24 protein-coding genes and 1 tRNA gene are annotated in these 25,093 nt (G+C 28.1%); 16 read left to right on the top strand and 9 right to left on the bottom strand.

Translation table 11 applies throughout. The features are described from left to right. The first annotated feature begins 293 nt into the window (after window positions 1–293). Together E4J94_RS05475 and E4J94_RS05470 are read left to right on the top strand one after the other, a co-directional pair. Window positions 294–1,034, top strand: a complete 741-nt coding sequence (locus E4J94_RS05475; RefSeq protein WP_135834846.1) for a class I SAM-dependent methyltransferase — start codon at window positions 294–296, stop codon at window positions 1,032–1,034. Window positions 1,035–1,209: 175 nt separating this feature from the next. Beyond that, window positions 1,210–1,821 (top strand): class I SAM-dependent methyltransferase, encoded by a 612-nt coding sequence (locus E4J94_RS05470; RefSeq protein WP_135834845.1) that lies wholly within the window; start codon window positions 1,210–1,212, stop codon window positions 1,819–1,821. Between the two features lie 14 nt (window positions 1,822–1,835). Here the strand turns inward: E4J94_RS05470 and E4J94_RS05465 are convergent, their stop codons facing one another. The 4 genes from E4J94_RS05465 to E4J94_RS05450 are packed head-to-tail and all read right to left on the bottom strand — an operon-like array spanning window position 1,836 to window position 6,539. Then, a complete protein-coding gene (locus tag E4J94_RS05465; protein WP_135834844.1) occupies window positions 1,836–3,416 on the bottom strand; it encodes a S41 family peptidase in 1,581 nt (526 codons plus the stop codon). Window positions 3,417–3,422: 6 nt separating this feature from the next. Further along, a complete protein-coding gene (locus E4J94_RS05460) occupies window positions 3,423–5,042 on the bottom strand; it encodes a S41 family peptidase (RefSeq protein ID WP_135834843.1) in 1,620 nt (539 codons plus the stop codon). A gap of 51 nt (window positions 5,043–5,093) precedes the next feature. Continuing rightward, the gene (locus E4J94_RS05455; protein ID WP_135834842.1) at window positions 5,094–5,927 is read right to left on the bottom strand and encodes a hypothetical protein; all 834 of its coding nucleotides are present in this window, start codon (window positions 5,925–5,927) and stop codon (window positions 5,094–5,096) included. A gap of 12 nt (window positions 5,928–5,939) precedes the next feature. Then, window positions 5,940–6,539 (bottom strand): HD domain-containing protein, encoded by a 600-nt coding sequence (locus tag E4J94_RS05450; RefSeq protein ID WP_168801828.1) that lies wholly within the window; start codon window positions 6,537–6,539, stop codon window positions 5,940–5,942. A 169-nt stretch (window positions 6,540–6,708) separates the two neighbouring features. Between E4J94_RS05450 and E4J94_RS05445 the strand changes: the two genes are divergently transcribed. The 12 genes from E4J94_RS05445 (at window position 6,709) to E4J94_RS05390 (ending at window position 17,488) form a co-directional block, all read left to right on the top strand. Next, entirely contained in the window at window positions 6,709–7,236 is a 528-nt protein-coding gene (locus E4J94_RS05445) for a 30S ribosomal protein S16 (RefSeq protein WP_135834840.1), read from the top strand. Window positions 7,237–7,260: 24 nt separating this feature from the next. Continuing rightward, window positions 7,261–7,785, top strand: a complete 525-nt coding sequence (gene rimM, locus E4J94_RS05440; RefSeq protein WP_135834839.1) for a ribosome maturation factor RimM — start codon at window positions 7,261–7,263, stop codon at window positions 7,783–7,785. 34 nt (window positions 7,786–7,819) lie between these two features. Continuing rightward, window positions 7,820–8,404 carry a hypothetical protein gene (locus tag E4J94_RS05435; protein ID WP_135834838.1) on the top strand — a complete coding sequence of 195 codons (585 nt, stop codon included), beginning with the start codon at window positions 7,820–7,822 and terminating at the stop codon, window positions 8,402–8,404. Window positions 8,405–8,471: 67 nt separating this feature from the next. Then, window positions 8,472–10,154, top strand: coding sequence for a glutamine--tRNA ligase/YqeY domain fusion protein (locus E4J94_RS05430; RefSeq protein ID WP_135834837.1), 1,683 nt, complete (start codon window positions 8,472–8,474; stop codon window positions 10,152–10,154). A gap of 77 nt (window positions 10,155–10,231) precedes the next feature. Further along, on the top strand, window positions 10,232–10,696 hold the full coding sequence (locus E4J94_RS05425) for a hypothetical protein (RefSeq protein WP_135834836.1): 465 nt from the start codon (window positions 10,232–10,234) through the stop codon (window positions 10,694–10,696). Next, on the top strand, window positions 10,674–11,375 hold the full coding sequence (radC, locus tag E4J94_RS05420) for a RadC family protein (protein WP_135834835.1): 702 nt from the start codon (window positions 10,674–10,676) through the stop codon (window positions 11,373–11,375). The genes E4J94_RS05425 and radC overlap by 23 nt, the downstream gene beginning before the upstream one ends. A gap of 28 nt (window positions 11,376–11,403) precedes the next feature. Next, window positions 11,404–12,630: a polysaccharide deacetylase family protein gene (locus E4J94_RS05415; protein WP_135834834.1), complete on the top strand. Its 1,227-nt coding sequence runs from the start codon at window positions 11,404–11,406 to the stop codon at window positions 12,628–12,630. A 63-nt stretch (window positions 12,631–12,693) separates the two neighbouring features. After that, entirely contained in the window at window positions 12,694–14,238 is a 1,545-nt protein-coding gene (locus tag E4J94_RS05410; RefSeq protein WP_135834833.1) for a T9SS type A sorting domain-containing protein, read from the top strand. 138 nt (window positions 14,239–14,376) lie between these two features. Beyond that, on the top strand, window positions 14,377–15,162 hold the full coding sequence (locus tag E4J94_RS05405; protein ID WP_135834832.1) for a hypothetical protein: 786 nt from the start codon (window positions 14,377–14,379) through the stop codon (window positions 15,160–15,162). Window positions 15,163–15,209: 47 nt separating this feature from the next. Further along, window positions 15,210–16,484 (top strand): protein O-mannosyl-transferase family, encoded by a 1,275-nt coding sequence (locus tag E4J94_RS05400; protein ID WP_135834831.1) that lies wholly within the window; start codon window positions 15,210–15,212, stop codon window positions 16,482–16,484. Between the two features lie 24 nt (window positions 16,485–16,508). Beyond that, window positions 16,509–17,186 (top strand): hypothetical protein, encoded by a 678-nt coding sequence (locus E4J94_RS05395; RefSeq protein WP_135834830.1) that lies wholly within the window; start codon window positions 16,509–16,511, stop codon window positions 17,184–17,186. 59 nt (window positions 17,187–17,245) lie between these two features. Then, window positions 17,246–17,488 carry a hypothetical protein gene (locus tag E4J94_RS05390; protein WP_135834829.1) on the top strand — a complete coding sequence of 81 codons (243 nt, stop codon included), beginning with the start codon at window positions 17,246–17,248 and terminating at the stop codon, window positions 17,486–17,488. 229 nt (window positions 17,489–17,717) lie between these two features. Here E4J94_RS05390 and E4J94_RS05385 read toward each other — a convergent pair whose 3' ends face one another. The 4 genes from E4J94_RS05385 to E4J94_RS05370 form a co-directional block, all read right to left on the bottom strand. Then, window positions 17,718–19,160, bottom strand: a complete 1,443-nt coding sequence (locus E4J94_RS05385) for an oligosaccharide flippase family protein (RefSeq protein ID WP_135834828.1) — start codon at window positions 19,158–19,160, stop codon at window positions 17,718–17,720. Between the two features lie 66 nt (window positions 19,161–19,226). After that, on the bottom strand, window positions 19,227–20,435 hold the full coding sequence (locus tag E4J94_RS05380; RefSeq protein ID WP_168801827.1) for a glycosyltransferase: 1,209 nt from the start codon (window positions 20,433–20,435) through the stop codon (window positions 19,227–19,229). After that, window positions 20,432–22,291: an asparagine synthase (glutamine-hydrolyzing) gene (gene asnB / locus E4J94_RS05375; protein WP_135834826.1), complete on the bottom strand. Its 1,860-nt coding sequence runs from the start codon at window positions 22,289–22,291 to the stop codon at window positions 20,432–20,434. Before asnB ends, E4J94_RS05380 begins: the two co-directional genes overlap by 4 nt. Before the next feature lie 5 nt (window positions 22,292–22,296). Then, window positions 22,297–23,547, bottom strand: a complete 1,251-nt coding sequence (locus E4J94_RS05370) for a lipopolysaccharide biosynthesis protein (RefSeq protein WP_135834825.1) — start codon at window positions 23,545–23,547, stop codon at window positions 22,297–22,299. 51 nt (window positions 23,548–23,598) lie between these two features. Between E4J94_RS05370 and E4J94_RS05365 the strand changes: the two genes are divergently transcribed. Together E4J94_RS05365 and E4J94_RS05360 are read left to right on the top strand one after the other, a co-directional pair. Further along, complete coding sequence (locus E4J94_RS05365; protein WP_135834824.1) at window positions 23,599–24,294, top strand: YjjG family noncanonical pyrimidine nucleotidase; 696 nt, start codon at window positions 23,599–23,601, stop codon at window positions 24,292–24,294. Window positions 24,295–24,368: 74 nt separating this feature from the next. Continuing rightward, window positions 24,369–24,442 (top strand) — tRNA-Arg (locus E4J94_RS05360). Window positions 24,443–24,483: 41 nt separating this feature from the next. Here the strand turns inward: E4J94_RS05360 and E4J94_RS05355 are convergent. Beyond that, window positions 24,484–24,927, bottom strand: coding sequence for a hypothetical protein (locus tag E4J94_RS05355; protein WP_246034263.1), 444 nt, complete (start codon window positions 24,925–24,927; stop codon window positions 24,484–24,486). Window positions 24,928–25,093 lie beyond the last annotated feature (166 nt).

The raw sequence follows: 25,093 nt of genomic DNA, 5'->3' as shown, positions 1-25,093 counted from the left end.
CATAAACGTTCTTGTTACTTTTGGGATTGAGGTAATTAAATAAACGTAATTAATTCAAATTTGACATCTTTAACTTTTAAAGTTTTTTTGTGTACAATAAATAGTTTTTTTATATCTATAGATAGAGTTTTATAATGTAATTATGTAGCTAAATGAATGAAAAAATACTGAGATGTTATAAACTTCACCTATTTATGTTTGTTCTTCAATTCATTTATCATTTCTAATAATTAAGAAAAAAAGTATAATTTAATTGTATATACTTTTTGTATTTTTATATACAAAACTCATCTATGAAAGATAATTTTTCAACACAATCGGATAAATATGCAAAATATAGACCAAGTTATCCAAAAGAATTATTTGATTATTTAAACATCATTGTTTCAAATAAGGATAACGCTTGGGATTGTGGTACAGGAAATGGACAAATTGCATCTATACTTTCAAAAACATATAACAATATTTATGCTACAGATATTAGTCAATCCCAAATAGATAATGCTCAAAAAACAGATAATATATTATATTCTGTACAAGCAGCTGAAAAAACGAATTTCAACGAAAATTTCTTTAATTTAATTGTTGTAGCACAAGCTATTCATTGGTTTAATTTTGATCAATTTTATGCAGAAGTTATAAGAACTGCTAAAAAAGATGCTTTACTAGCTGTTATCGGTTATGGAAGATTAAGAATTTCTAAAGAAATTGATCATTTAATCTCGAATTTCTATATCAATATACTTGGCAAATACTGGGACAAAGAAAGAAAATATATTGACGAGGATTATAAAACAATTCCTTTCCCATTTGACGAAATTGAATCCCCTAAGTTCGAAAACATTCAACAATGGAGTCTTGATCATTTAATCGGTTATCTAAACACTTGGTCTGCTGTAAAACATTTTATAAAACAAAACAATTATAACCCTATTGAACAGTTACAAACAGAAATTGAAAAAGTTTGGGGAAATGATACTACAAAAGCAATACATTTTCCTATTCTTATCAGAATAGGAAAAATTAAAAAATAAAAGTTCCGAGAAACTAGTTTAAGTTCAGAATTATAAAAACAAGCTACGTTAAATAGAAGCTGTTTTTTTAAAAAAACGAAACTATCTTTATTTTCAGAAATTAGATTCTATTTTGTAATTTTTGTTACACTTCATTTTAAATAAAAGTTCGAAATTGCATGAAAATACAAAAGCAATGAACAACGAAAAAAAATCTCATTGGGAACATATATACAACGTGAAAACTCCAGAAGAAGTGAGTTGGACACAAGAAAAGCCTGAAACTTCTTTAAATTTTATTCATTCTTTTGGAACTGATAAAACAGCTAAAATTATCGATATTGGAGGTGGAGATAGTAAATTGGTTGATTTCTTATTGCAAGAAGGATACGAAAATATTTCAGTTTTGGATATTTCTGCAAATGCGTTAGAAAGAGCAAAAAAGCGTTTGAGAAATAAAACAGAGAAAGTAACTTGGATTGTAGCTGACATCACCGAATTTGAACCTACAGAACAATATGATATTTGGCACGATAGAGCTGTTTTTCACTTTTTAACAGAAGAAAATGATATCAAAAAATACCAAGATTTGGTTACGAAAGCTGTAAAAGGAAGAATGGTTATTGGAACTTTTTCGAAAAACGGACCATTAAAATGTAGTGGTTTGGAGATTAAACAAAATGATGAAACTTCTTTAATTTCAATTTTTAAAGCTAATTTTGATAAAATAGAATGTTTTACAGTTGATCATAAAACGCCGTTTGATACAATACAAAATTTTATTTTCTGTAGTTTTAAACATAAATAAAAAGAATGGAAACATTATTCAACAAATAAAAATCGTTGATTAAGTGATTTGTTTCCATTCTTTATATCATTCAAGATCCAATTCAACTCAACATCAAATCGTTTTATTTTATTCTCTAAAGTTGGTTTTATTTCTTTATCTGGATAAACTCCATGCCCTATTTCATCACATTTTTCAATAGGAGAAAGGTAAACTGTTCCAACTGACATTTTCAACTTAGAATGAGGTAAAGTAAACTTTGGCATCAAACCAGCAACCGTTCCATTAAAATCTCCGCCTGTTTCTTCCCCTACAAAATAAGCACGTTTTTTTGCTTGAAGATTTGCAGAAATTAGAGACGATGCCGAATAGGAACCTCCATTGATAATGACATACAAATTATGTTTATAAACCAGATCATTATCTACTTTAACAAAAGAAAAAGGCATATTTAGTTCATACTCATTATCTATATTTTTGGTTGTAGAAAAATAAGAATAACCAGATCCCAACCAAAGCAACGGATAAGAATAAATAGGGAAAAGATTATACAACGATTTTCCGAAAGCTGTTTTATTCGCAACAATTTTTTCACCCAAAAAAGGCTTTGACTCATCAACCAAATAAGCATATAAATAATGTGCATCTTTTATATAACCTCCTCCATTATTTCGAAGATCTAAAACTAAGTTTTGTACTTTATGATTTTTTACATCCGTAAAAACTTCTTTATATAGCTCACGTATTTTACCTTTTCTAAAATCTGTTACTTTTAACACTGCAACTGTACTGTCATTCGTAGGAAAAGACAAATCTTTGGAATAAGTTTTAGAACTTTTAGAATAACCATATTTCTTTTGTTTTATCATAACTTTTCGTTCTATTTCTTTCTCTTGTTTTGTAATTTTTGGTGTTTCAGTTACTTTTTCATTTTTGGGTTTTGGATAAGTACGAAATGTTTTTTTTCGAATTGGAGTATTTCCCATTAAAAAAGTAAGTTCAATAGAATCTTTAATTCCATTTTCTAATGTAAAATAATTAAGAAAAGTCCTGTTAAATACATTGTCCGAAAAAGTAGTATTTTTTCCATCTCCATAAATACTCTTTTTATATTTGTCATGTAAATATTTAGTTGAAACACTATCTATATAAAGTAAAGCTGATCCTGAATTAATTGGATTTATCTTACTTATATCATTAACTAAAAAGACAGAATCATTTTTCCAAAAAAAACTATAATCATTAAATGCTGATTTAGACTCTTTATATTCCTTTGTCTGTTTTTTATCTAATCGTTTATAAAGCGGGTAAACATAAGTATGTCCATGCTGTAAGCTTTTGAAAATCGGAAAAATTTTTACAAAAAAATTATTTGGTTTCAATGGTTTTTTTATTGTTTTTTTTAAGCTATCAAACTTAAAATCAATAGAATCTTGAGAAATGTATAAATCTAACTTTGGATGATATCTTTTGAGTTTTTTGTAAACAAAATCTACATCTTTTTTTAATTTATTTGCAGGAATTTCTTTTTCAATATGTGCATTATATTTCTCTACAGAAGTACAACTGCACATAAACAAAAGAGACAAATAAATCAATGTAGATTTTAGTTTCATTTAGTATTAATGTTTATTTTTTATATCGCTCAAAATCCAATCAAGTTGAGTATCTTTTCTTTTTACAACATCATCAAAAGTTATTTCGATTGGAACATTTGGAATAATTCCTCTTCCTTTCAAATCTCTTGAAGTATTCGGTTTAAAATCAATCATTCCATAATATATTTTTAGTTTGGAATTTTTCAATTTAAAGTCATTAAAACTTCCTGCAACAGTTCCGTTATAATCTCCTCCCGTTTCTTCCCCTACAAATATTGCTTTTCCTTCATTTTGTAATGCAGCAGATAAAATAGAAGTTGCTGAATATGACATTCCATTTGTTAAAACATATAAATTACCTTTATATCTTTCAGGTTGAAGTAGAAAATCCTTCTTACCTGTTACTTTATAATAATATCCATCTTTTTCTTTCTTGGTTTTAATAATAGATTCCGAATATTTGTAAATAGCTAATGGTAATCCTAAAGTATTACCAATTACCCCAAAACTTTGAAAATAATTTTTCATTAAACCAAATTTTGAATTAACTCTCATTTTATCTGTCATTACAGCTTGTCGCTGGTTTCGTGTCGTTAAAAATGAATATAAATAGTTTGCGTCTCTTACATAACCTCCGCCATTGTTACGAACATCTAAAATTAGGTTTTTAACATTCAGTTTGTTTATTGAATCAAAGATAAATGGATAAGCTTTTTTACTATTTCCTAAAGAAAATGTTTTAATCTTTAACACAACTGTTGTTGAATCGTTTTTGTCTGGAAAACTAATTTCACGTTGATATTCTTTTGAAAAGCTTGAGTAGGCAAAATATTTTTTTACTTTCTTCTTATGATCTAATAATTGTTTTCGTTTTAATTTTTGTTCTTTAGATAATTTTGCGAATTTTTGTTCTTCATTTGATTTTTTTTGAATTGTATCTAAAGAGTTTTTCTTAAAAGATTTGTCTTTCTTTTCTTTATATTCTCTCTTTACTATTTTAGTAAAAACAGAATCATTTTTCTGAAACGAAATAAATATAGAATCCTGAACACCTATTTCATTTGAAACAAATCTTAAGTAAGAATTTCCATACATATACTTACTAAGTGTTGTTATATAACCATCTCCTTTTCTATAATTATTATATAAATTGTAATAATCCTGAAACTTGATTCCATTAATTGATAAAATTTCTGCTTGTAAAACTAATGTTGAATCCTTCGAATTATTTTTATTTAAGTACAAGTGATTATCTAAGGATTTAAACTCAAGCAAATTCATTGGTCCTTTTGAGTCTTTATATTTCTTCTTCGTTTCTTTAGTTATCTTTCTTGAAAATGATGTTACAACAGTATGTCCATGACCGAAACTTGAAACAACTTTAGATAGCTCTCTCGAAAAATCATTTGGTTTCATCGGTTGTTGAATTGTATTTTTAAAACTATCTAATCTATTTGCAATCGTCTCTTTAGAATAGTACAAATCAATATCAACATGTTTTCGCAATAATTTTTCTTTTGTAAAATCTACATCTTTTCTTAATTTATCTGTATCTATTTTCTCATCAATATGCGCATTATACTTTTGTACAGAGACACATGAACTTAAAAAAGTAATACTTAAAAGTGTAAAAAATTTATTCATAATTAAGATTTAATAATGTAGACGTTATAATTGAAAATAAGTTACAGCTTTCTACAATTTTATTGAATGAGTTTTATAATTATTTTCTGAATTCATTTTCACTTTCATATTATTCATTTCCAATGTCATGTTCATTGGTCCAGATAATTCAGAATGATTAATATTTTGATCTTTTCTATTCATAATTAATTTTCCTCTTAATTGATATTGATCTATGTGAATATTGAATTGATTTGAAGGCTTAATATCTCCTTCAGAATACATTTTTATATCAAAATATGCGTTATCATTATCTAACTTTGTCAAAGTATACTCAGCCTTAAGATTCATTTCCATTTGCATTCCTTGTTGTAATGGCATTTTAAAAGGAATATGAACTTCTTTTGAATCACCAACTTTAAACACTTCTTTTGGATAAAAAGTTAACATTGACATCGAGCTCATCATATTTTCATAAGTTTCTTTCATCTTTTCAGAATCTCCTTCATAAGAATATTCACGACCTTTTTCTGTTTCAAAACCTTTCAGTTTAATTCCTAAAATTAATTCTTTAGATTTTTCAGTTACATTTGGAATCTCCTGTCCATTCATAAACATCTTAGTATCAAGATCAGTATAAGAAATTTCAAAAGGTAATTTGCCTTCTTTATTAACGATATCAGTTTTTGTCAACATTTCGAAATTCATTAACATTTTACTATCCAAATCATTGATACCAACATTTTTCTCAGAACCACTTACATGCATCTTCATATTAAGATTCATCTCAAGATTAGTTTTGTAAGACGATTTTGGTTGAAATTGAATTTGAAACTGAAAAGTTTCTTGTCCATAAACAACATGTGATACAAGGATAAATAGTAAAGTTTTAAAAATATTATTCATTTTAATCTCAATTTATTTAACTTCGTGATAGAATTCTTCTATAAACTTTTCCATATATTCGTGACGACTTAAAGCAATTTTTTTTGCTGTTTTTGTATTCATTAAATCTTTTAATTTAAACAATTTATCATAAAAGTGTTGTACACTCGATGCATCCTTTGAATTATCATACGGATTATACAGAATACTTCCTACACTACCTCCATAAGCAAAACAACGTGCAATTCCTACAGCTCCAATCGCATCCAAACGATCAGCGTCTTGTACAATTTCAGCCTCAATTGTTGTCGGCTTATTTCCTTTACTAAATGAAACTTGCGAAACAATTTCTAATACCTTTTGGATTGATTCTTCTTCAACATTTATAGATTCTAAAAACGCTCTTATCAATTCTTCTGATTTATCAACCCCTTCATGTAATTTATAATCACCAATATCATGTGTCCAAGCAGCTAATTCGACCAAAAAAGAGTCAGCATTTTCAGTCTCTAAAATCTTCTTCGCATTTGTCACAACACGTTCAATGTGGAAATAATCGTGTCCTGTTCCTTCATCTAAAAAAGTTTTTTTGATATAAGCTTGTGTCTGAATAAGTATTTCTTGTTTGTTCATTTTAATTATATTTTTGCTCTAAAAATACATCAGAATCTCTTGTCAAAAAATTTGATTTTTTAGAAATATCTTAATAATCTCTTTTAAAATAATTATTTATTAAAAATATTGTATATTTGCACCTCAAATTTGTAAAACGGGACGAGTTCCCAAAATAATTAGTTATACTATGGCTACAAGAATTAGATTACAAAGACATGGTCGTAAAGGAAAACCATTCTTTCACATCGTAGTTGCTGACTCAAGAGCAAAACGTGATGGTCGTTTCATCGAAAAATTAGGTACTTACAACCCAATTACTAACCCAGCTACAATTGAATTAAATGTTGATTCTGCTGTAGAGTGGTTACAAACTGGTGCTGAGCCATCTAATACTGCTAAAGCTTTATTATCTTACAAAGGTGCTTACATGAAAAAACACTTATTAGGTGGTGTTGCTAAAGGAGCATTTTCTCAAGAAGAAGCTGAAAAACGTTTTGAAGCTTGGTTAGAAGCTAAAGGTGCAAAAGTTCAAGCTAAAAAAGACGGTTTAACTTCAGGTGCTGCTGCTTCTAAAGCTGCTGCATTAGAAGCTGAAAAAGCTGTTAATGAAGCTCGTGTAAAAGCTGCTCAAGAAGCAGAAGCTGCTGCACAAGTTGAAGAAACTCCTGCTGAAGAAGCAGAAGGTACAACTGAAGAAGTTGCTACAGAAGAATAATTTTTAAGTTCAGAGACGTTCCAAATGACAAAAAATGATTGCTACTATTTAGGTAAAGTTACTAAGAGACATGGTTTCAAAGGTAATTTAATCATTCACTTGGATACAGACGAACCAGAATTATACGATACTTTGGAAGCAGTGTTCATCGAGAAAGATGGTACACTGGTTCCATTTTTTTTTGAAACTTCTCAGCCTTATCAAGGCACAAAATTATTAGTAAAGTTTGAAGATGTTGAAGACGAAGATGTCGACAAATTAATTAATCGAGAACTTTATTTACCTCTAAAATCTTTACCAGAACTTTCTGGAACAGATTTTTATTACCACGAAATTGTTGGTTTCACTATTTATGACCAAACAAATACAGAAGTTGGAACAATAAAATCTGTTAATGATTCTGCAGCACAAGCTTATTTCGAGGTTGAAGCAAATGGAAAAGAAATCTTAATTCCGATGATTGACGAATGGATTCTTGAAGTTAATCGCGAAGAAAAAGCAATGCTTATCCAAATTCCTGACGGATTATTAGAAATTTATTTAGGGTAAAATATTATCTTTCATTTATTAATCTTTACAATAAATGGAAGAACTTATTTACTTTACTAATTCTACTCCATTCCATGGACACATTCATTTGATGTCATTAGAATTTGATGCTTTTAATGCTAAAATGAAGCTTATTATTCATGTTCGGTATGATGATTACGATCATTTATGGGAAATAAAAGCAGAAAACGTCATTGATTATAAAAACTTTACTCATTGTTCTTTAACTCCCTTTTTTCGGATTAAAGAATACTCAGATCATTTTCTAATTAAACACAATACTGAAGAGGAAATTAGAATCAAATTAGATATAATTCCTGATGAAGATCCAATTTTATTGGGTAAAATTCATAATTTTCTCAAAAAAGAAACTGGTTTATGGATGGATCTAAATAACTTAAACAAACGATACATTACCTTTCCGAAATCACTCGTTGATAAATTTAGATCGTTTTGTGAATCAGAGAATTTGACATACAAAATAGAGGAAATAAGCATACCTACTAAATCTAATCTAAAACTTTTATTTTTTGGAAATGATTTAATCGCTCCAGACAATTATAGTTTTAGGCAGCCTTATATACTTGCAGAAAAATTTAAAGCAAAAAGACTTGATTAATCAAAAAACAATCCATCTATTTTTATTGTCAATTTCGTACCTTTGCAAACTCAATCGTAATTAAAAAATGGAAGAAGAAAAAAAATCATTGAATTTTATTGAGCAAATCATTGAAGATGATTTAGCCAACGGGATGCCAAAAGAAAATTTACGTTTTCGTTTCCCACCAGAACCAAATGGTTATTTGCATATCGGGCATGCAAAAGCAATCTGCTTAAACTTCGGTTTAGGACAGCGTTACAATGCGCCTGTAAACTTACGTTTTGATGACACTAATCCTGACAAAGAAGAGCAAGAATTCGTAGATTCTATCCGCGAAGATGTGAAATGGTTAGGTTTCGAGTGGGCAGAAGAACGCTATGCTTCTGATTATTTCCAGCAGCTTTACGATTGGGCTGTTCAATTAATTAAAGAAGGAAAAGCGTACATCGACGACCAATCTTCAGAAGTGATTAATGAACAACGTAAAACACCTTTTGAACCTGGGATCGAATCTCCTTTCAGAAATCGTTCTGTTGAAGAAAATTTAGAACTTTTCGAACGAATGAAAGCAGGAGAATTTGAAGAAGGTACACATGTTTTACGTGCAAAAATAGACATGACTTCTCCTAATATGAACATGCGCGACCCTGTTATGTATCGTATTTTGAAACGTCCTCATCACCGCACTGACGATACATGGAAAATGTACCCAATGTACGATTGGACGCATGGAGAATCTGATTATATCGAAGGAATTTCTCACTCATTATGTTCATTAGAATTCAAAAATCACCGTGATTTATATGAATGGTATGCGAATAATGTTGAGTTACCAAATCAACCTCAAAAACCAAAACAACGCGAATTTGCTCGTGGTAATGTTTCGTATATGATTACAAGTAAACGTAAGTTGATGAAATTGGTTCAAGAAGGAGTTGTAACAGGCTGGGACGACCCGCGCATGCCTACAATTTCAGGTTTACGTCGTCGTGGTTATACGCCAGAATCTATCAAGAATTTTTGGAATACTGCTGGTGTTGCAAAACGCGATAATGTATTAGACATTTCATTATTAGAGTTTTCTGTTCGTGATCATTTAAACAAAATTGCTCCTCGTGTTTTTGCTGTCATTGATCCAGTAAAAGTTGTGATCGAAAATTATCCAGAAGGACAAGTGGAGGAATTAGAAATTGAGAATAATCCAGAAGACGAAACAGCTGGAACTCGTATCGTTCCTTTTACACGTGAGATTTATATCGAACGTGAAGATTTTATGGAAGAAGCGCCTAAAAAATTCTTCCGTTTATCTTTAGGAAACGAAGTTCGTTTAAAAGGAGCATATTTCATTAAAGCTGAAAGAGTAGAGAAAGATGCTGAAGGAAATATCACCACAATTTATGCAACTTACGATCCTGAAACGAAGTCTGGAAGCGGAACTGAAGCTTCTAAACGTAAAGTAAAAGGTACATTACATTGGGTTTCTGCAACAGAAAATATTCCAATCGAAGTGCGCGAATACGATCGTTTATTTACAGTTGAATCTCCTGATGCAGAGAAAGATGTTGACTTTTTACAATTCGTCAATCCTAATTCTTTAACTATAAAACAAGGGTTTGCAGAACCCGCTTTAAAAGAAGCTAAAGTAGAAGATAAATTTCAATTTCAACGTATTGGATATTTTGCTTTAGATCGTGATTCTTCTAAAGAAAAATTAATTTTCAATAGAACAGTTACATTAAAAGATACTTGGGCAAAAGTGAATAAATAGAATTGTATTTCTTTAAATATCAAGCTCGAACAAATTTGTTCGAGCTTTTTTTATTATATTTAATTCAAATTTTAAACATGAAACGTAAAATCACTTACATAATATTTACTGCTTTAATTACTTTATCAAGCTGTCAATCTATAAAAAGAACAACAAATAATAAAAAAACAGATTCAACAGAAAAAACTCAAGAATCAACTCTAATTGGACGATGGAAATTGGTGAAACTTTCAGGCGGAATTATAGGAAAAGAACAGGATCCTCCAATGGGACAAGCCATTGTTTTAGAATTTACTCCAACCGAAATAATAACAATAATTAACGGAAAAGAGACATCTCGAACAACTTATATTTTAGGAAAAGGAAAAAGCATTCATAATTCAGAACAAGTTCCTATGATTTATACAAATGGAAATATGTCAATGGGACAAAGTTATCACTTACAAGAAAATAAACTTGGAATCAGCGAAGAATTTAATGATGGTTTTTATTATAGTTATATAAAAATTAATAGTGAAGATGATGGATTACTTAGAGAGTAAAAGCACAATAAAAAATTGGAATGAAGATGATCGACCTCGCGAAAAATTAGCTTTAAAAGGACGATCTTCTTTATCCGATGCTGAGCTATTAGCGATTATTATGGGAAGCGGAAATAGAGATGAATCTGCTGTAGAATTAGCTAAACGAATCTTAAATTCGGTTAATAATAATTGGAATGAATTAGCAAAATATACGATCGAAGATTTATGCAAGTTTAAGGGAATTGGTGAAGCAAAAGCAATTTCAATTATTACAGCAATGGAAATTGGTAGAAGGCGAAATTCACAAGAAGTTTTAGAACGTGATAAAATCACTTCAAGTAAAGATGCAGCAACAGTACTTCAACAACAAATTGGAGATTTACCAAATGAAGAATTTTGGGTAATGTTTCTTAATCAAGGAAATCGAATTATTAAAACTGAACAAATTTCTCGTGGAGGAATTACGCAAACAGCTGTAGATCTTCGTATTATTTTTAAAAGAGCTTTAGAGTTAATGGCTACAGCAATGATACTTTCTCACAATCATCCATCTGGAAATTTAACTCCTAGTCTATCTGACAAATCAATTACACAAAAAATAAAAGAAGCTGCTCTATTACTTGATATTCAAGTTTTGGATCATATTATCGTTTCTCAAAAAGATTTTTATTCTTTTGCTGATAAAGGTCTAATTTAATATCTTTAAGCTTTATTGCAGATTAATTTTGGAGTCACAAGTCATTATATTTACAGAAAAAATAACAAATCGAATCACTTATATTTTCGATTTCATTTTGATTGAGTTTTCTGGAATTAGTTATAAAATGACTACAGATTTTGATGAGTTTTTACAATCAATTTTACCAAAAATCAACTTTTCGAATCAATTTTTAGAAGATGAAATCAATTTCAATGTTGATGAAATTTTGTTAGAAATTGACATTAATAAAAATATAAATTATTATACATTAAACGAAATAGGAAAATGTTTTTATTGGCTTTCTCGTTATGAAGAGTACAATTCTCCTAACTATTTATTTGATGAACATAATCGCTTTTTAGGTTCGGATTTAGATTATTCGAAACCAATTGTAGATGAAATTTGTATTAAAATTCAACAGAAAATAAAAACTAAATTTCCTGAAATTTATTTTAAACAAAGAATTTTCAAACAAATAAATACTCATGATGTTGATTATGCTTGGAAATACCTTCATCATTATCCAAAAATAAAATATGGTTCTATTTTAAAGAAACTTGTAAAAGGTGACTTTAAAGAAACACTAAATCAAATCAAGGTTTTAGATCATCAAGTAAAAGATCCTTATGACACATTTGATTATTTGAAAGATTTAGCTGAAAAACATCAAATCGAAACAATTTTCTTTTGGTTATTAGGTGATTATTCTACTTTCGATAAAAATCATCATTGGAAAAATAATGCTCAAAAAGATTTAATTAACAACATTTCGACTTGGGCAAAAATTGGAATTCACCCTTCTTATCTAGCTAATATTGAGAAAAAAAAATTAAAAACTGAGATAAATCGATTGGAAAAAATTATCAATCAACCAATAAAAAAATCTCGCCAACATTTTATCAAATTAAATTTTCCAAATACTTATCAACAATTGTTAATAAACGAAATTTCGGAAGATTACACCATGGGATTTCAACATCAGTTGGGTTTTAGAGCTGGAACTTCTACTCCTTTCAAATGGTTCGATTTATCAACTAATCAACAAACATTGTTAACAATATATCCTTTTGTTGCAATGGATGTCACAATGAAAAATTATTTAAATCTTTCTCCACAACAGGCTATAGATGAAATAAAACGATTGAAACAAACAATTAAAGATGTAAACGGGACGTTTATAACATTGTTCCATCAATCAAACTTGAACGAAGATTGGTCTGAATGGCGAAAAGTATATGAAAGTATTTTCTAAAAACAGTTATTGACATATCAAATAAAACGCTTATATTTAATACATTAACACAAAACATGTATTATGAATAATCTTTTTTTACTCTCTTTTATCGGTTTTACAAGTATCTCGAATGCTCAAATTACAGAACATACAGTAAAACATTGTTACAATGATAATATTAACAATGCTAATATTAATTTATTAAAACCTATTACAGTTCGCGTAAATGCAATTGTTTTATACAGAGATGATGGTTCAGGTAACTTTAAACTTTTAGGTTCTGACCAAGAAAGTATTGAACAATCTAAAGTTTTTATGGAATATTTGGATTATACCAATTACGTTTATTCAAATCTTGTAAAACCTGCAAATTATGATAATTGTGGATACAATGGTGCAGAATTTTTTAGTGACATGAAAATTCGTATAACAAATAATGTTATTCCTATAGCTAATACGTATTATTGGAATATGAGAAATGGAGGAACAGATTTAACTAAAAATCCTTATATATTAGGAAGTTTCACTCCTTCCTCAAATTGGTACTTAAATCCTCTAGATGATGTCATACACAACAGTCCTAATTACCCTAAGGCAATTAACAGCTATTTTACTTCAGATGCATTGGCACATGATAGTGTGGTAAAAACAAAAGGTAACTATTGGCCTTTTTCAACTACAATCGCAGGAGGAGAATCTCCTTCATTTACAGATTTTAATAAAAGTTCAAGAACACATGTTCCTCTACGTTTTTTGAAATATTTTTACCATAAGTATAAACTTGCTGAACAATACAATACTTCATGGGAAGAAACAAGAAACTGGCACATTAATGATGCAAGAGGAGGCGTAGCACATGAATTAGGACATAATTTCAATTTAGGTCATCTTTCTAGTTGCACTAATAACATTATGAACCCTGAAGGTAGTTCCCCTAAAAACTTTTTGACACCCACTCAAATTCGTACAGTACATGATAATCTAACCAAAACTAATTTAATCCAATTTGTAACAGAAGACTCTTATTACAACGCTGGGCTTAAAATTACACAAGATCAAACCTGGAATGGAAAACGACGTATTTATTCAGATTTAATTATAGAAAGTGGAGCTAATTTAACGCTAAAAGGAGATTTAATTATGCCTCCTCAATCTGTAATATATATACGAAATGGAGGAACTTTAACATTAGATGGAGGAGTTATTTTATCAGCAGATAACAAAAATTGGGGTGGGCTATATAAATCTCCTCAAGGAAATTTCACTGTGACTTCTAATACCAATTCAAATGCTTTACATGCAAACACCTATTTTAAAATCATTGCAAATCCTACAAACTTAACACCGTGTTTCTCTTTAATTGAACAAGGAAAAGAAAGCAATTTAATAGATCAAATAAAAATTTATCCTAATCCTTCTGACGGAAATATCCATATAGAAATCAATGATCAAAATTTTGAAGGAGCAAGGATTAGTATATACAATTATATGAATCAAAAAATTGAATCAAAAAATGTTACATTACAAAAAACTTCTTTCAATTTGACTTCTATCCCAAAAGGTAATTATATCGTCATCATAGAAAAAGGAACAGAAAAAATAAGTAAACAATTAATTATTAAGTAATCAAAATAAAGTCTTCTAAAAATAGAAGACTTTATTTTATATGATATTTAATTTTATTTCGTTGTTAACATAATGATTAAAAGAATTCCTAGAAAAAAAATAGATATAAACAAATACACCGAGTGTTTAAACAAATCGGTGAATTACCGAATATATGCTGAATATTGGTATTTAGATGCTTTGGTTGAAAACAATTGGGATTGCTATGTTTTGAACGATTATGAAGCAATAATGCCTTTACCATTTGTAAAGAAATTTGGGTTTAAATTTATTGTACAACCTATTTACTGTCAACAATTAGGTGTTTTTCATCAAGACAATTTTTCGAAAGAAACTTTTCAACTTTTTGAAAATAAACTACACCGAAATTTAGTAAGAGCTTATTCTTTTAATGAGGAAAATACAGAAATGTTTGAGCCGAAGGGGAAAAAACGAGTTAATCAAATAATAGAGTTAGATCAATTTCATTTTGAAAATTATAGTAAAATGGTTCAACGTAATGTAAATTACTTTACAAAACAACAATTAGTAATCAAAAAAAACGATAAAATCGAGCCTCTACTAAACTTTAAAATACAACATAGAAATCATTTTGTTAATATTCCTTATTATAAAAAATTACTCACAGTATTAAATCATTACAAATTTTTAGACATCCAATTTGTAGAAGACGAAGAAGTTTTTGGGTTTGTTTGTTTTATGAAATCTAAAAATCGTGTATTTTATCTTGATTCAGCCACTTCACAAACTGGTAAAGATAAAAAAGTTCCTACAGGAATTATTAATGAAATGCTTAAAGAGTTAAAAAGTAAAAAAATCATTTTCGATTTTGAAGGATCTTCAATACCTTCTATTAGTAAGTTTTATAATGGATTTGGAGCTACAATAAGAAATTACACGTTCTATTCTAATTTAAATATTTAATATACGAAATCTTATTTTCAACAATTTATTTCTCTTAAACAAATTATATGAAAAAACAATTCTACCATTTACTTATTACCCTATTTTTTTTAATTATTTACCGTTTAGGAAGCTTTTCTAAAATTACATTTGGGGATTCTGCAGGAAAAGTTATGGATATAGAAATGAACCAATTTAGTTTAGAAACTTATTCTGTTACACATTTTTTGTATCAAAACTTTACGGTTCTTATTTATAGAATTTTTCCTTTTATCGACTCGATAGAAGTTGGTCGTTGGGTAAATATAATTTCGGCAATAATTGTTCTGAATATTCTTTTCTTAATTCTACAAAGAACTGTCAAAAAAAATTGGATTACATTATTAGGTACAGTTGCATTTGGATTTAGTTTTACTTTTTGGAAAAACACCGAAAATATTGAAGTTTATACTTTTAGCTTAATTTGGATAAGTTTATATTGTTTATTCTCTCTAAAATTTATTGAAAATAAAAAATCTAAAACGTTGTTATTAGTAGGCACAATACTTGGATTTAGTTTTTTTTGTCATGTTCAAGGAATTTTGTTATTACCCTCGTACTTTTATTTATGTTATTTAGCATACAGAAAAAATGTCAATCAGCTAGGATATTTCCTTTATTTCATAATTCCTTTAATTTTTTTAGGACTTTTATACATTTATCCTCTTGCAAATAATTTACCTCTAAAAAATGTATTATCATCTTCTCAAAGTAGTTGGGTTTCCGATTCTTTTAAGAAAGGTCTTACAAACTATTTTAAAGACCTTCTTAAAGCAATTGGTTATATTATATATAATTTTTGGTTTCTGAATTTTGCATTATTATTTATTCCGATTAAAAGTTTTATCAAAGACAAGACGTTACTTTATTTAGTTATATTCGGACTACCTGTTTTTTGTTTCTCTACTATTTATGCTGTTAGTGATAACTATGTATTTTTCTTAAACTTTAATATAGTCTACTTGATTATTTTAAGTATTGGTTTAAATAATTTTATTACAAAATTTCCAAAGTACAACCCTTTCATTTCAGTTCTTATTCTTTTAGTACCTCTTTATTATTATTCAACAAAACAACTTGTTTCAAAAACAGCAAAAGGAAAAGAGTTTCATCAGCAAAAAGCATATAAAGGTGGTCTTAATTACTATTTACTTCCTTGGATGAATAACAATAAAGGAATTATAGAAGTTATTCTAAATAATGAAGAAACAAATGAAGATATTGATTGGATGAAAGAGTCAGCGCAACAATTAATTGATTTAAAATCAAAGACAATGACAATAGAAGAAATAAAAAAGTTGTAACTTAACTAATCAAATACTCTGTTTATGAGAATGTTATTTTATATTATTTTTTGTTTTTCTTTTTTTTCGTGCAGTAATCAACAAGGTGGTTTAATTTTTCCTAATCAATCAACAACTTCAAATACGTTAAATTCTACTAACCAATCTACAATAAAAAATTTTGTTATCACAGATGATTTACAACCAATCACTTTACAAGTAAATGTAATTATTCTGAAACGAGATGACGGTACAGGAAATTATGATTTAGAAAATTCTGAAGAGAAAGAAGCGTTAGAAAACTTTATGAATGCGAATAATAATATCTGGAGTCATTTTGTAAAACCTGAGAGTTTAACAGGATGTTATATAGGTACTGACTTCTATCCGGATGCCAAAATTCGTTTCAAATTTAATTATATAGAGATTAAAGATAGTTACGCTTGGAATTATAAAAATAGCGGAGCAGATTTACAGAAAAAAAAATATAGTGGAATAACACCATATAGAGGTTGGTATTTAACTTATTTAGATGATAAAATTTCTCAGAACATCTCTATTTCAAAAGGGATAAACGTATACCTAACAATGGATGCTGACAACTATGATCGTCTGTATAAAGTAAAAAGTAAGGATTTTGATTTAAATGAAGTTGCAGCTGCAGAATCTCCTAACAAATCTTTATCTGAAAGTATTAGTATCATATCCCAAACCGATATTTAAAATACTTAGCTCATCGTTATTTTCATCCTAAAAAGTATAATACTACTACTGATGAAACAATGTCTTGGGACATAGGAGATTCTCGTGGGCTAGCTCATGAAATTGGGCACAGTCTTAGTTTGAATCACAGCAATGAATTTCATAACACTAACTCATGTAAATATACAATCATGTCGCAAGCAGGGTTGGATCCTAGAAATTATCTCCAACCAACAGAAATTTTAAAGGCTCATAAAAACCTTAGAGAGACTAATTTAATTCAATTTGCAACAGAAGATTCTTTTTTAGGAATACTTTTTTAATAAACGAAAATACAAAATGGGAAAAGACACAACGTTTTTATTCAAATTTAAAAATTGATAATAATATCGTTTTAACCATTTCAACACCTATAATTATTGCCCCACAAGCATCAATTATCTTTGGTAAAAATTCAAAAATAATTTTTGAAAATAACGGAAAACTAGTTTATCCAAATGGAAAAGAATTTAATAATTATTTAAATAAAACCTCAAGTTCAATACTTAAAATTTAAATAGGTAAATCTAAAGATTGATATTTCTTACGAAAGATTAAACCAACTAATACAGTAAAAATAATTCCTTCTAAAAGTGCAATCCATATATTGAAATCTAATATTTTTCTGAAAACTTGGTCGGTTCCAAACATCAGAATTAACACTATTATCTGTTGGCCAATAGTTTTAACATAATTCTTTTGTTTAAAAAAACCACACGATTCTTTATAAAAGAACAAAAAAAGCATGAGAATATAACTGATTAATGTTGTAATTGCAGCTCCGATGTAACCATAAGTCGGTACAATAAGAAAGTTCAGAATAACATTTATAACTAAACAAATAATTAAAATTTGTAATACAGTTTTTAATTTATTTCTGAATTTTAATTTGTTTTGATTAATCGTGATTATTCCATAAATAAAGGCACTAAAAAAAACATATGGCATTATGACATAACCGCTCCTAAACTCTTCTCCTAAAAGGATTTCTGCTATTTCTTTAGAAAAAATGGAAATCAAGAATGTAACTGGTAATAATGTAAAAATATAGCCAAATAAATATTTTACAAGTAAATTGTCTGCTTCGTCAATGTTATGAGATAATTCTTTATTCATTTTAGGATTAATAACACTAAAAAACACAAATACAAATGCTGTAATAGAGATTTGAGCAATATCATAAACTTTCGTGTAAATCCCAACATTCTTCATATTATCATACATTGCCAAAATATATCTATCGCTTGAAACCAATAATAAAGTTATCATACTTGAGATAAGAATAAACGAACCAAAATTTAGAAATATTTTCAAATATCGAATTCTAACTAAATCAAGTTTCAATACTTCTATTTTTTTATGATAAATCAGATAAATTACAACTCCAATAACAAAAATCAAATCTATAGTAATAGAACTACTAATCAATGAGGTAATATCAAAATCTAAAACAAATGCGGAGAATAATAAAACTATAAAACTTAACATAGCTTGCGTTATTAACAAAATATTATTGAATTTAGCATAGCCTTTTATCCTCAAAATAACATAAAACAACCCTAATAATTCTTTCAATACAAAATGAAAAAAACAAAGAATTATTAATTTATAAACTAAAAAAGGGGTATGATAAAACGCTATAAATATTAAGGAACAAAAAAACATCACAACACTGGATATCAAATATAAAAAAAGAAGATTTGAATAGAATTTATTTAAAATTTTCTTTCGTTCAAATGAATTATAAAATCTCCAAATACAACTTGATAACCATGAATAAGAAACAGTAGATATATATATAAATATTCCCATCACCAACCCTAAATAACCATAATCTTCTGTTGTATAATGCCGTGTAAAAACTGGTGTTTTTATAACATTAATTCCCATTGGTATTATCGTTCCTAATAAATACCAAAACATATCCTTAAGAAAAATATTTTTAGAATTTTTCATGTTTTATTGTAAACAGTTAATGGGAAATATAAATAATGATTATTATAATACAGCCTAAGTAACTAACTACTCTTTCTCATTTAACAAAGACTGGTACGTTTCTAATAACATTTTTTCCATAATATCCCAATTGTATTTTTCGTCAACAGCTTTTATTCCATTCATCGCAAACTCATCAAAGTTTTTTCTATCACTCAATAGATCTAAAATTGTATTTGCTAATAATTTTTCATCATTTGGCTCAATAGCAATTCCTACATTATTTTCGAGCACATATTTTTTCATATAACCAAAATTGCTTGTGATAATTGGAATTCCGAAATTCATATATTCAAATAATTTAATCTGAATAATCTCTTCATGAGCTTTAGCAAAAAGGAGAGGATTTAAACCAATTTTAATTTGATTAAAATAATCTGAAACTTCTTGATGAGGAACAAAACCTTTTAAAATCACATTTTTTTCTAAACTATTTTGTTGAATAAATTGTTTTATTTCTAATTCTAATTTTTTATCATATACTTGACCGAGAAAAAGTAATTTATAATCTGGTAATTTCTCAACGATATATTTTGTAGCTCTTAAAGCAACTAAAGCTCCTCTCACTTCTGATAATCCTCCAACATAAGCAGTATCATATATTTTATCTTCATAAACCAAATGCTTACGTTGATCTTTAAGATTTGTAAAATTATACATTATTTTTATCGGAACATCAGCAACATTCTCATTGAAACGATTATATAATCCATCGTCTACTGTAAAAATGTAATCATAATCTTTTACCTTTTTATATTCCCAATTTTGAATATAATCTGCATAAGTATTCGTTAATATTTTAGGTATTTTTGAATCTTTAAAACGGTAATCTTTCATATTTTTATCCAGAGGTTCTCTGCCATCGTAGATAAATTTAGGATTATTTCCTATTTTTTTTAAATCATCTAAAATTCGATTTATTCTAGCATCATGAATATGATATAGATTTGCTTTTATGGATTGACAATATTCTAAAGCTTCGTCATATTCTGTTTTTACAAACGGAAACTTTTTAAACAAATAATTCAACAATACAGTAGGCAAATACTTTTTACGCTTCAGTTGAAGATAATGAATTCCCTCTTCTGTAATTCCTTTTCCATTAACATCTCCAATAGTAATGTAATGAACATTATACCCTTTTTTAACTAATGACATAGCTTGTTTCCAATATACTCTGTCATCATATAAAGTATGTAAATCTGCTAAAAAAACGATTGTGTATGTTTGTTTCATTTCAGTAATAAACTTGTCGAAATTAAAAACCATTTTTTTGATGGATGATTCATCCAATTTTTATAATTCTCTCCAAAAACAGCCGTCAATTCAGGAAAATCTTTCTCTAAATTAACACTTTCCAACCATTTTGATGTTGGCATAGAAAAACCTTTCTTTTTCATAGAAAGTACATCTTTTGGTAGAATATTTGTAACATTTTTTCTTAGAAATGGTTTATTATTTTCTTTTGTTAAACCTTGATGTAAATCTGAAATATTAAAATATTTCTGTACAAATAGATGATCCAAATAAGGAAAACGCATTTCAATCTCATTCTTCATTGCAGGAACATCTGATCGTAAGGAGTGATGAGAACTGATATAATAATAAAAATCTAAGTAAGAAATCTTTTTCAGTAAAGGCATTTTCTCAAAATTAGAATTTGTTTCTCTTACTTTATTCATTAAAATAGATATTGGATGCTCCCAGTTTTCACTTCCATATTTCGAAAATAACTTTTGAATAGCTACCCAAGAAGAAAAACTTCTCATAATAAAAGGTGCAGCTTCTATTCCAAATCTTGTAATTTCCTCATATTTATGTCGTTTTGATCCTTTTAATAAATATTTAAAAGGTTTTAGTAAAAAAGGTCTTATTATCTGCATTTTTTTTGCTTGATGATAATAACCATATCCATAAAATAATTCATCTAACCCTAATGCATTGTGCAGAATAGTATATTTATTCTCGAATGCTTTTTTTGATAAAAAATACGCTGGTTCTGGTGAAGAATTTGGTTCTTCTTCTGCTAGACAATATTCTTTTATTGTTTGTAGAGTTACTTCATTCTCTATTTTAAAAGATAACAAATCTAATTTTGCATTTTCTGCATTGCTTTTAGCAAATTCTAGCTCATTTTGTTCTTCTACATCAGTATTATAAATGGTTAAGGCTTCAATATCTATTTTATTTTTCCCAAATTGATAAGCTAATAAACCAGAATCCAAACCTCCACTTAACATCACAGCTTGTTTAACATCAGCAACAGAAGCTAAATTTACAAGTTTACAAACATCATCTAAAAATTCTTCTTTCGAAATTGATTTATTATTTGGTTGATATTCTAATTGCCAATAAATTTCTTTTTTTGCTTTTAATGTAGTCAGATCAACCTCAAGTTTTGTTGCAGCTTCTAAAGAGTAAATATTATTGTAAATCGTATGAGGTGAAAAACTCGAATTCAAATAAAATGAATAAGCTAAATGTTTAAAATCAATACTTCTTTCAACTAAATCTGTCGCAAAAATTCCAGTAGTTTCTGAAGAAAAGATAAAGTATTTATCATCTAAATAATAGTAAAAGGGTTTTATACCAAATCGATCTCGCCAAATTTTGGCTTCATTATTTTTATAATCTATAATTACAATCGTAAACATACCTCTAAGATGATGAACAAAATCATCTCCTAATTTCAGATACAATTGAAAAACGACTTCTGTATCAGAATCAGAGCTAAAATCTTTATCTAATAGAAACTCTTTTCGAAGTTCACGAAAATTATAAATTTCACCATTCATCGTTAATGCTATTTTTGCATCGTTTTCATAAAATGGTTGCATACCATTATTAGATAAGTCTAGAATAGAAAGTCTATTAAAACCTATCCAATTATTTACTAAAAATCCTTCTGAATTTTTTAAGTCAAATTGAGTTCTTTTATCGGATAATTTACTTGAATAAAAATGTAGGTCTTGTTCAAAAAAACATGAATGAATCGTATTATTAGTCCCACGATGTTTAATCGATCCCAACGAATTTAAAATCGATGAATCACTTAATTTATCTTTAGAAAATATACCGGAAATTCCACACATTGATCCTACTTTTTATAACGTTTCAACTCTTTCATCACAAAATAAAGTTGAACTAAATAGCCAATTCCAGCAAAGAAAGAATATAGTGATAACGTCAAAAGTATATTTTTATTTAATCCTCCTATTACACAAGTAATACAAGTAATAAAAACTAAATAAATATTGAAATATAACGCATAATGATTTTTCTTTATAACAACGACAATTTGTTGAATAGGATTCATTGCTGAACGGCATAAAATCCAAAAAGAAAGTATCCATGTCATCACGTGTAAACCTCTCCATTCTGGTCCAAGAATCCATTCAAGAATAAAAATCCCAATACAATTCATTAACAGTAAAAAAACAGCAATTGCAGCTACATTATAAAGTACGACTTTCTTAGATAAATCATACAGTTGATGAGCGCGATGATCAATCATTCCAGCAGATTTCTGAAAAAAAACTTTCGACATTGAATTAGAAAGCAACGTCAAAGGAACAACCAAAACTTTAGCCGAATTCCCAACGAAAGCAACATCTTCTTTCATAAAATAAATCGCAATCATAATTGGTAGCAAATTATTAGCAATTGCATTTAAAGATTCAGATGGTAAAGTATATTTAATAATTTCTTTATTCTTGAGAATTGTTTTTTTTGCTAATCCAAAATCAATTGAAGTAAATCGTCCTTTTGTTATAGAAAAATAGTAGGCACAAGATAAAACTGTTCCGAAAATTGTCCCATAAATCAATCCTGTTTCTTTGTAGCCCATCCAATAAAAAGCAAATTGAAAAAAGACCGAAAACAACGCATTAATCACAAACCCTGTTGAAATACTTTTGAATAATTTATACTTCGTAAACAGCGTATTTTGCACATTGTTCCAAGCTGTAAATAACCCTGCGATACAACTTAAGAAAACAACTAATATAGATGTTTTAAACGTAAATATTTTTTCTAAAATAGCATATCCTAAAAAGAACAAAATTGTAACAATGCTACTTATTAACAATAGCGTTGTAAATAAATTCCGAATAGCTATTGATGATTTCGAAATCACAAAAATATTTTCTAACCGAAATGTTGCTAAAATTGAAAGAATCGCCACAAAACTCAAAAAAGCATTGTAAGTTCCCGATGCTTCTGGACCATAAATTCGAGCCAAAATAAGCCCACCAACTAGCATGATAACTTGCGCAACAGTGTTACCCGCCAATAAAGACAAAACACCTTTTGCATTCTTCGTTTTAAATTTTTCTAACTTCGTTTTCAATTGAGATTTTCTTCATCAGCAAATCTACATAAATTCCTTAGCTTTGCATTTATGAACACAATAAAACACGTTTTTTTCGATCTCGATAACACACTTTGGGATTTCAGAAAAAATGCAAAATTCGCGCTGGATGAGCTTTACAAAAAATATGATGTAGAAAATAGATATGGTTTTACATTCGAGGAATTTCACCCATTTTATCACGATAGTAACGAAGGACTTTGGGCTTTGATTCGTGACAAAAAAATTACAAAAGAAGAATTACGTGCTCGTCGCTTCAAAGAAGCTTTTGATAATCTTGGGATCGATAATGATGCTTTAGCAAAGATTTTTGAAGAGGAATACATGGAAACTATTACCAATTATAATGAAGTGGTAGATGGTGCAATGGAGTTATTAAATTATTTGAAACCTAAGTACAAATTGCATATTATAACGAATGGATTTATAGAAGTATCAAAACGTAAAATTGAAACATCTGATTTGAAAGGTTATTTTGAAACTGTCACTTATGCAGACGAAATAAAAATTTTGAAACCAGATCCTCGTATTTTCGCTTTAGCAATGGAAAAATCAGATGCAAAAAAAGATGAATCTATTTATATTGGCGATGATTGGATTGCTGATGCTGTTGGTGCAAAAGCATTTGGAATGTCAGCTATTTTCTTTGATCAGTTGGATGAAAATCTTTCTATGGATGATGTTCCAACAATCAAGCATTTAGATGAAGTGAAAAATTATTTATAAATTATGTTTGTAAAATAAAAAATAGTCTTTATATTTGCAATCCAAAATAAGAACAGTAGTTCTTTATTAGGAATGGCCGAGTGGCGCAACTGAATAGCGCACTTGATTACGGCTCAAGAGGTTACAGGTTTGAATCCTGTCTCGGTCACAAAAGAAAAGCTCATCAATATTTGATGAGCTTTTCTTATTTTAATACACTTCTGTTTCTTGTGGAATATCTTCTATTTTTTGAGATTTTTTTGACATAAAGAAAATACAATTCCCAAACCATGTCAACCAAAAAATATAAAAACCAAAATGAAAAGTCTTTTTCAATAAACGGTGCGATGTTTCAGTAAAATCATAATAGGTATAAATTAACCCAACAATTCCCATAAAAAGGAATATCATAGGTAATAATAATCGTTTTAATCGTTTAGTTGTTTTCTCGTTCCAAATCGATAATACTATAAAAACTATAGCTTGTATTACGAATAATAATAACGCCGTTTTCCACCACGATTTCAGAATAGTGTATTCATTGTAAATGATGGTAATTCCTATTTTTCCGATTAATGACATTTTCGAAATCATTATTCCAGAAAGCAAAGAAGAAAATGCTAAGACAAGAAGATGTATAATTCTGTTTTTCATATCAATTAAATAGATAAAATATACCAAAAATTAAACCACAAAGCGTTGATATTCCCATTATTAAATTATAAAAATCATTTGATCCAGATTCTGAATCTAAAAATTCATGATAAATTAATGAAGGTTTAAAAATCTTCAAAATAGCAAATCTCATATTTAATCCTAA

Origin of the sequence: Empedobacter tilapiae (assembly GCF_004785645.1) — a bacterium.
Lineage (GTDB): Bacteria > Bacteroidota > Bacteroidia > Flavobacteriales > Weeksellaceae > Empedobacter > Empedobacter tilapiae.
Note: the sequence above shows the minus strand (reverse complement) of the source record. Positions and strands in the feature narration are given on the sequence as shown.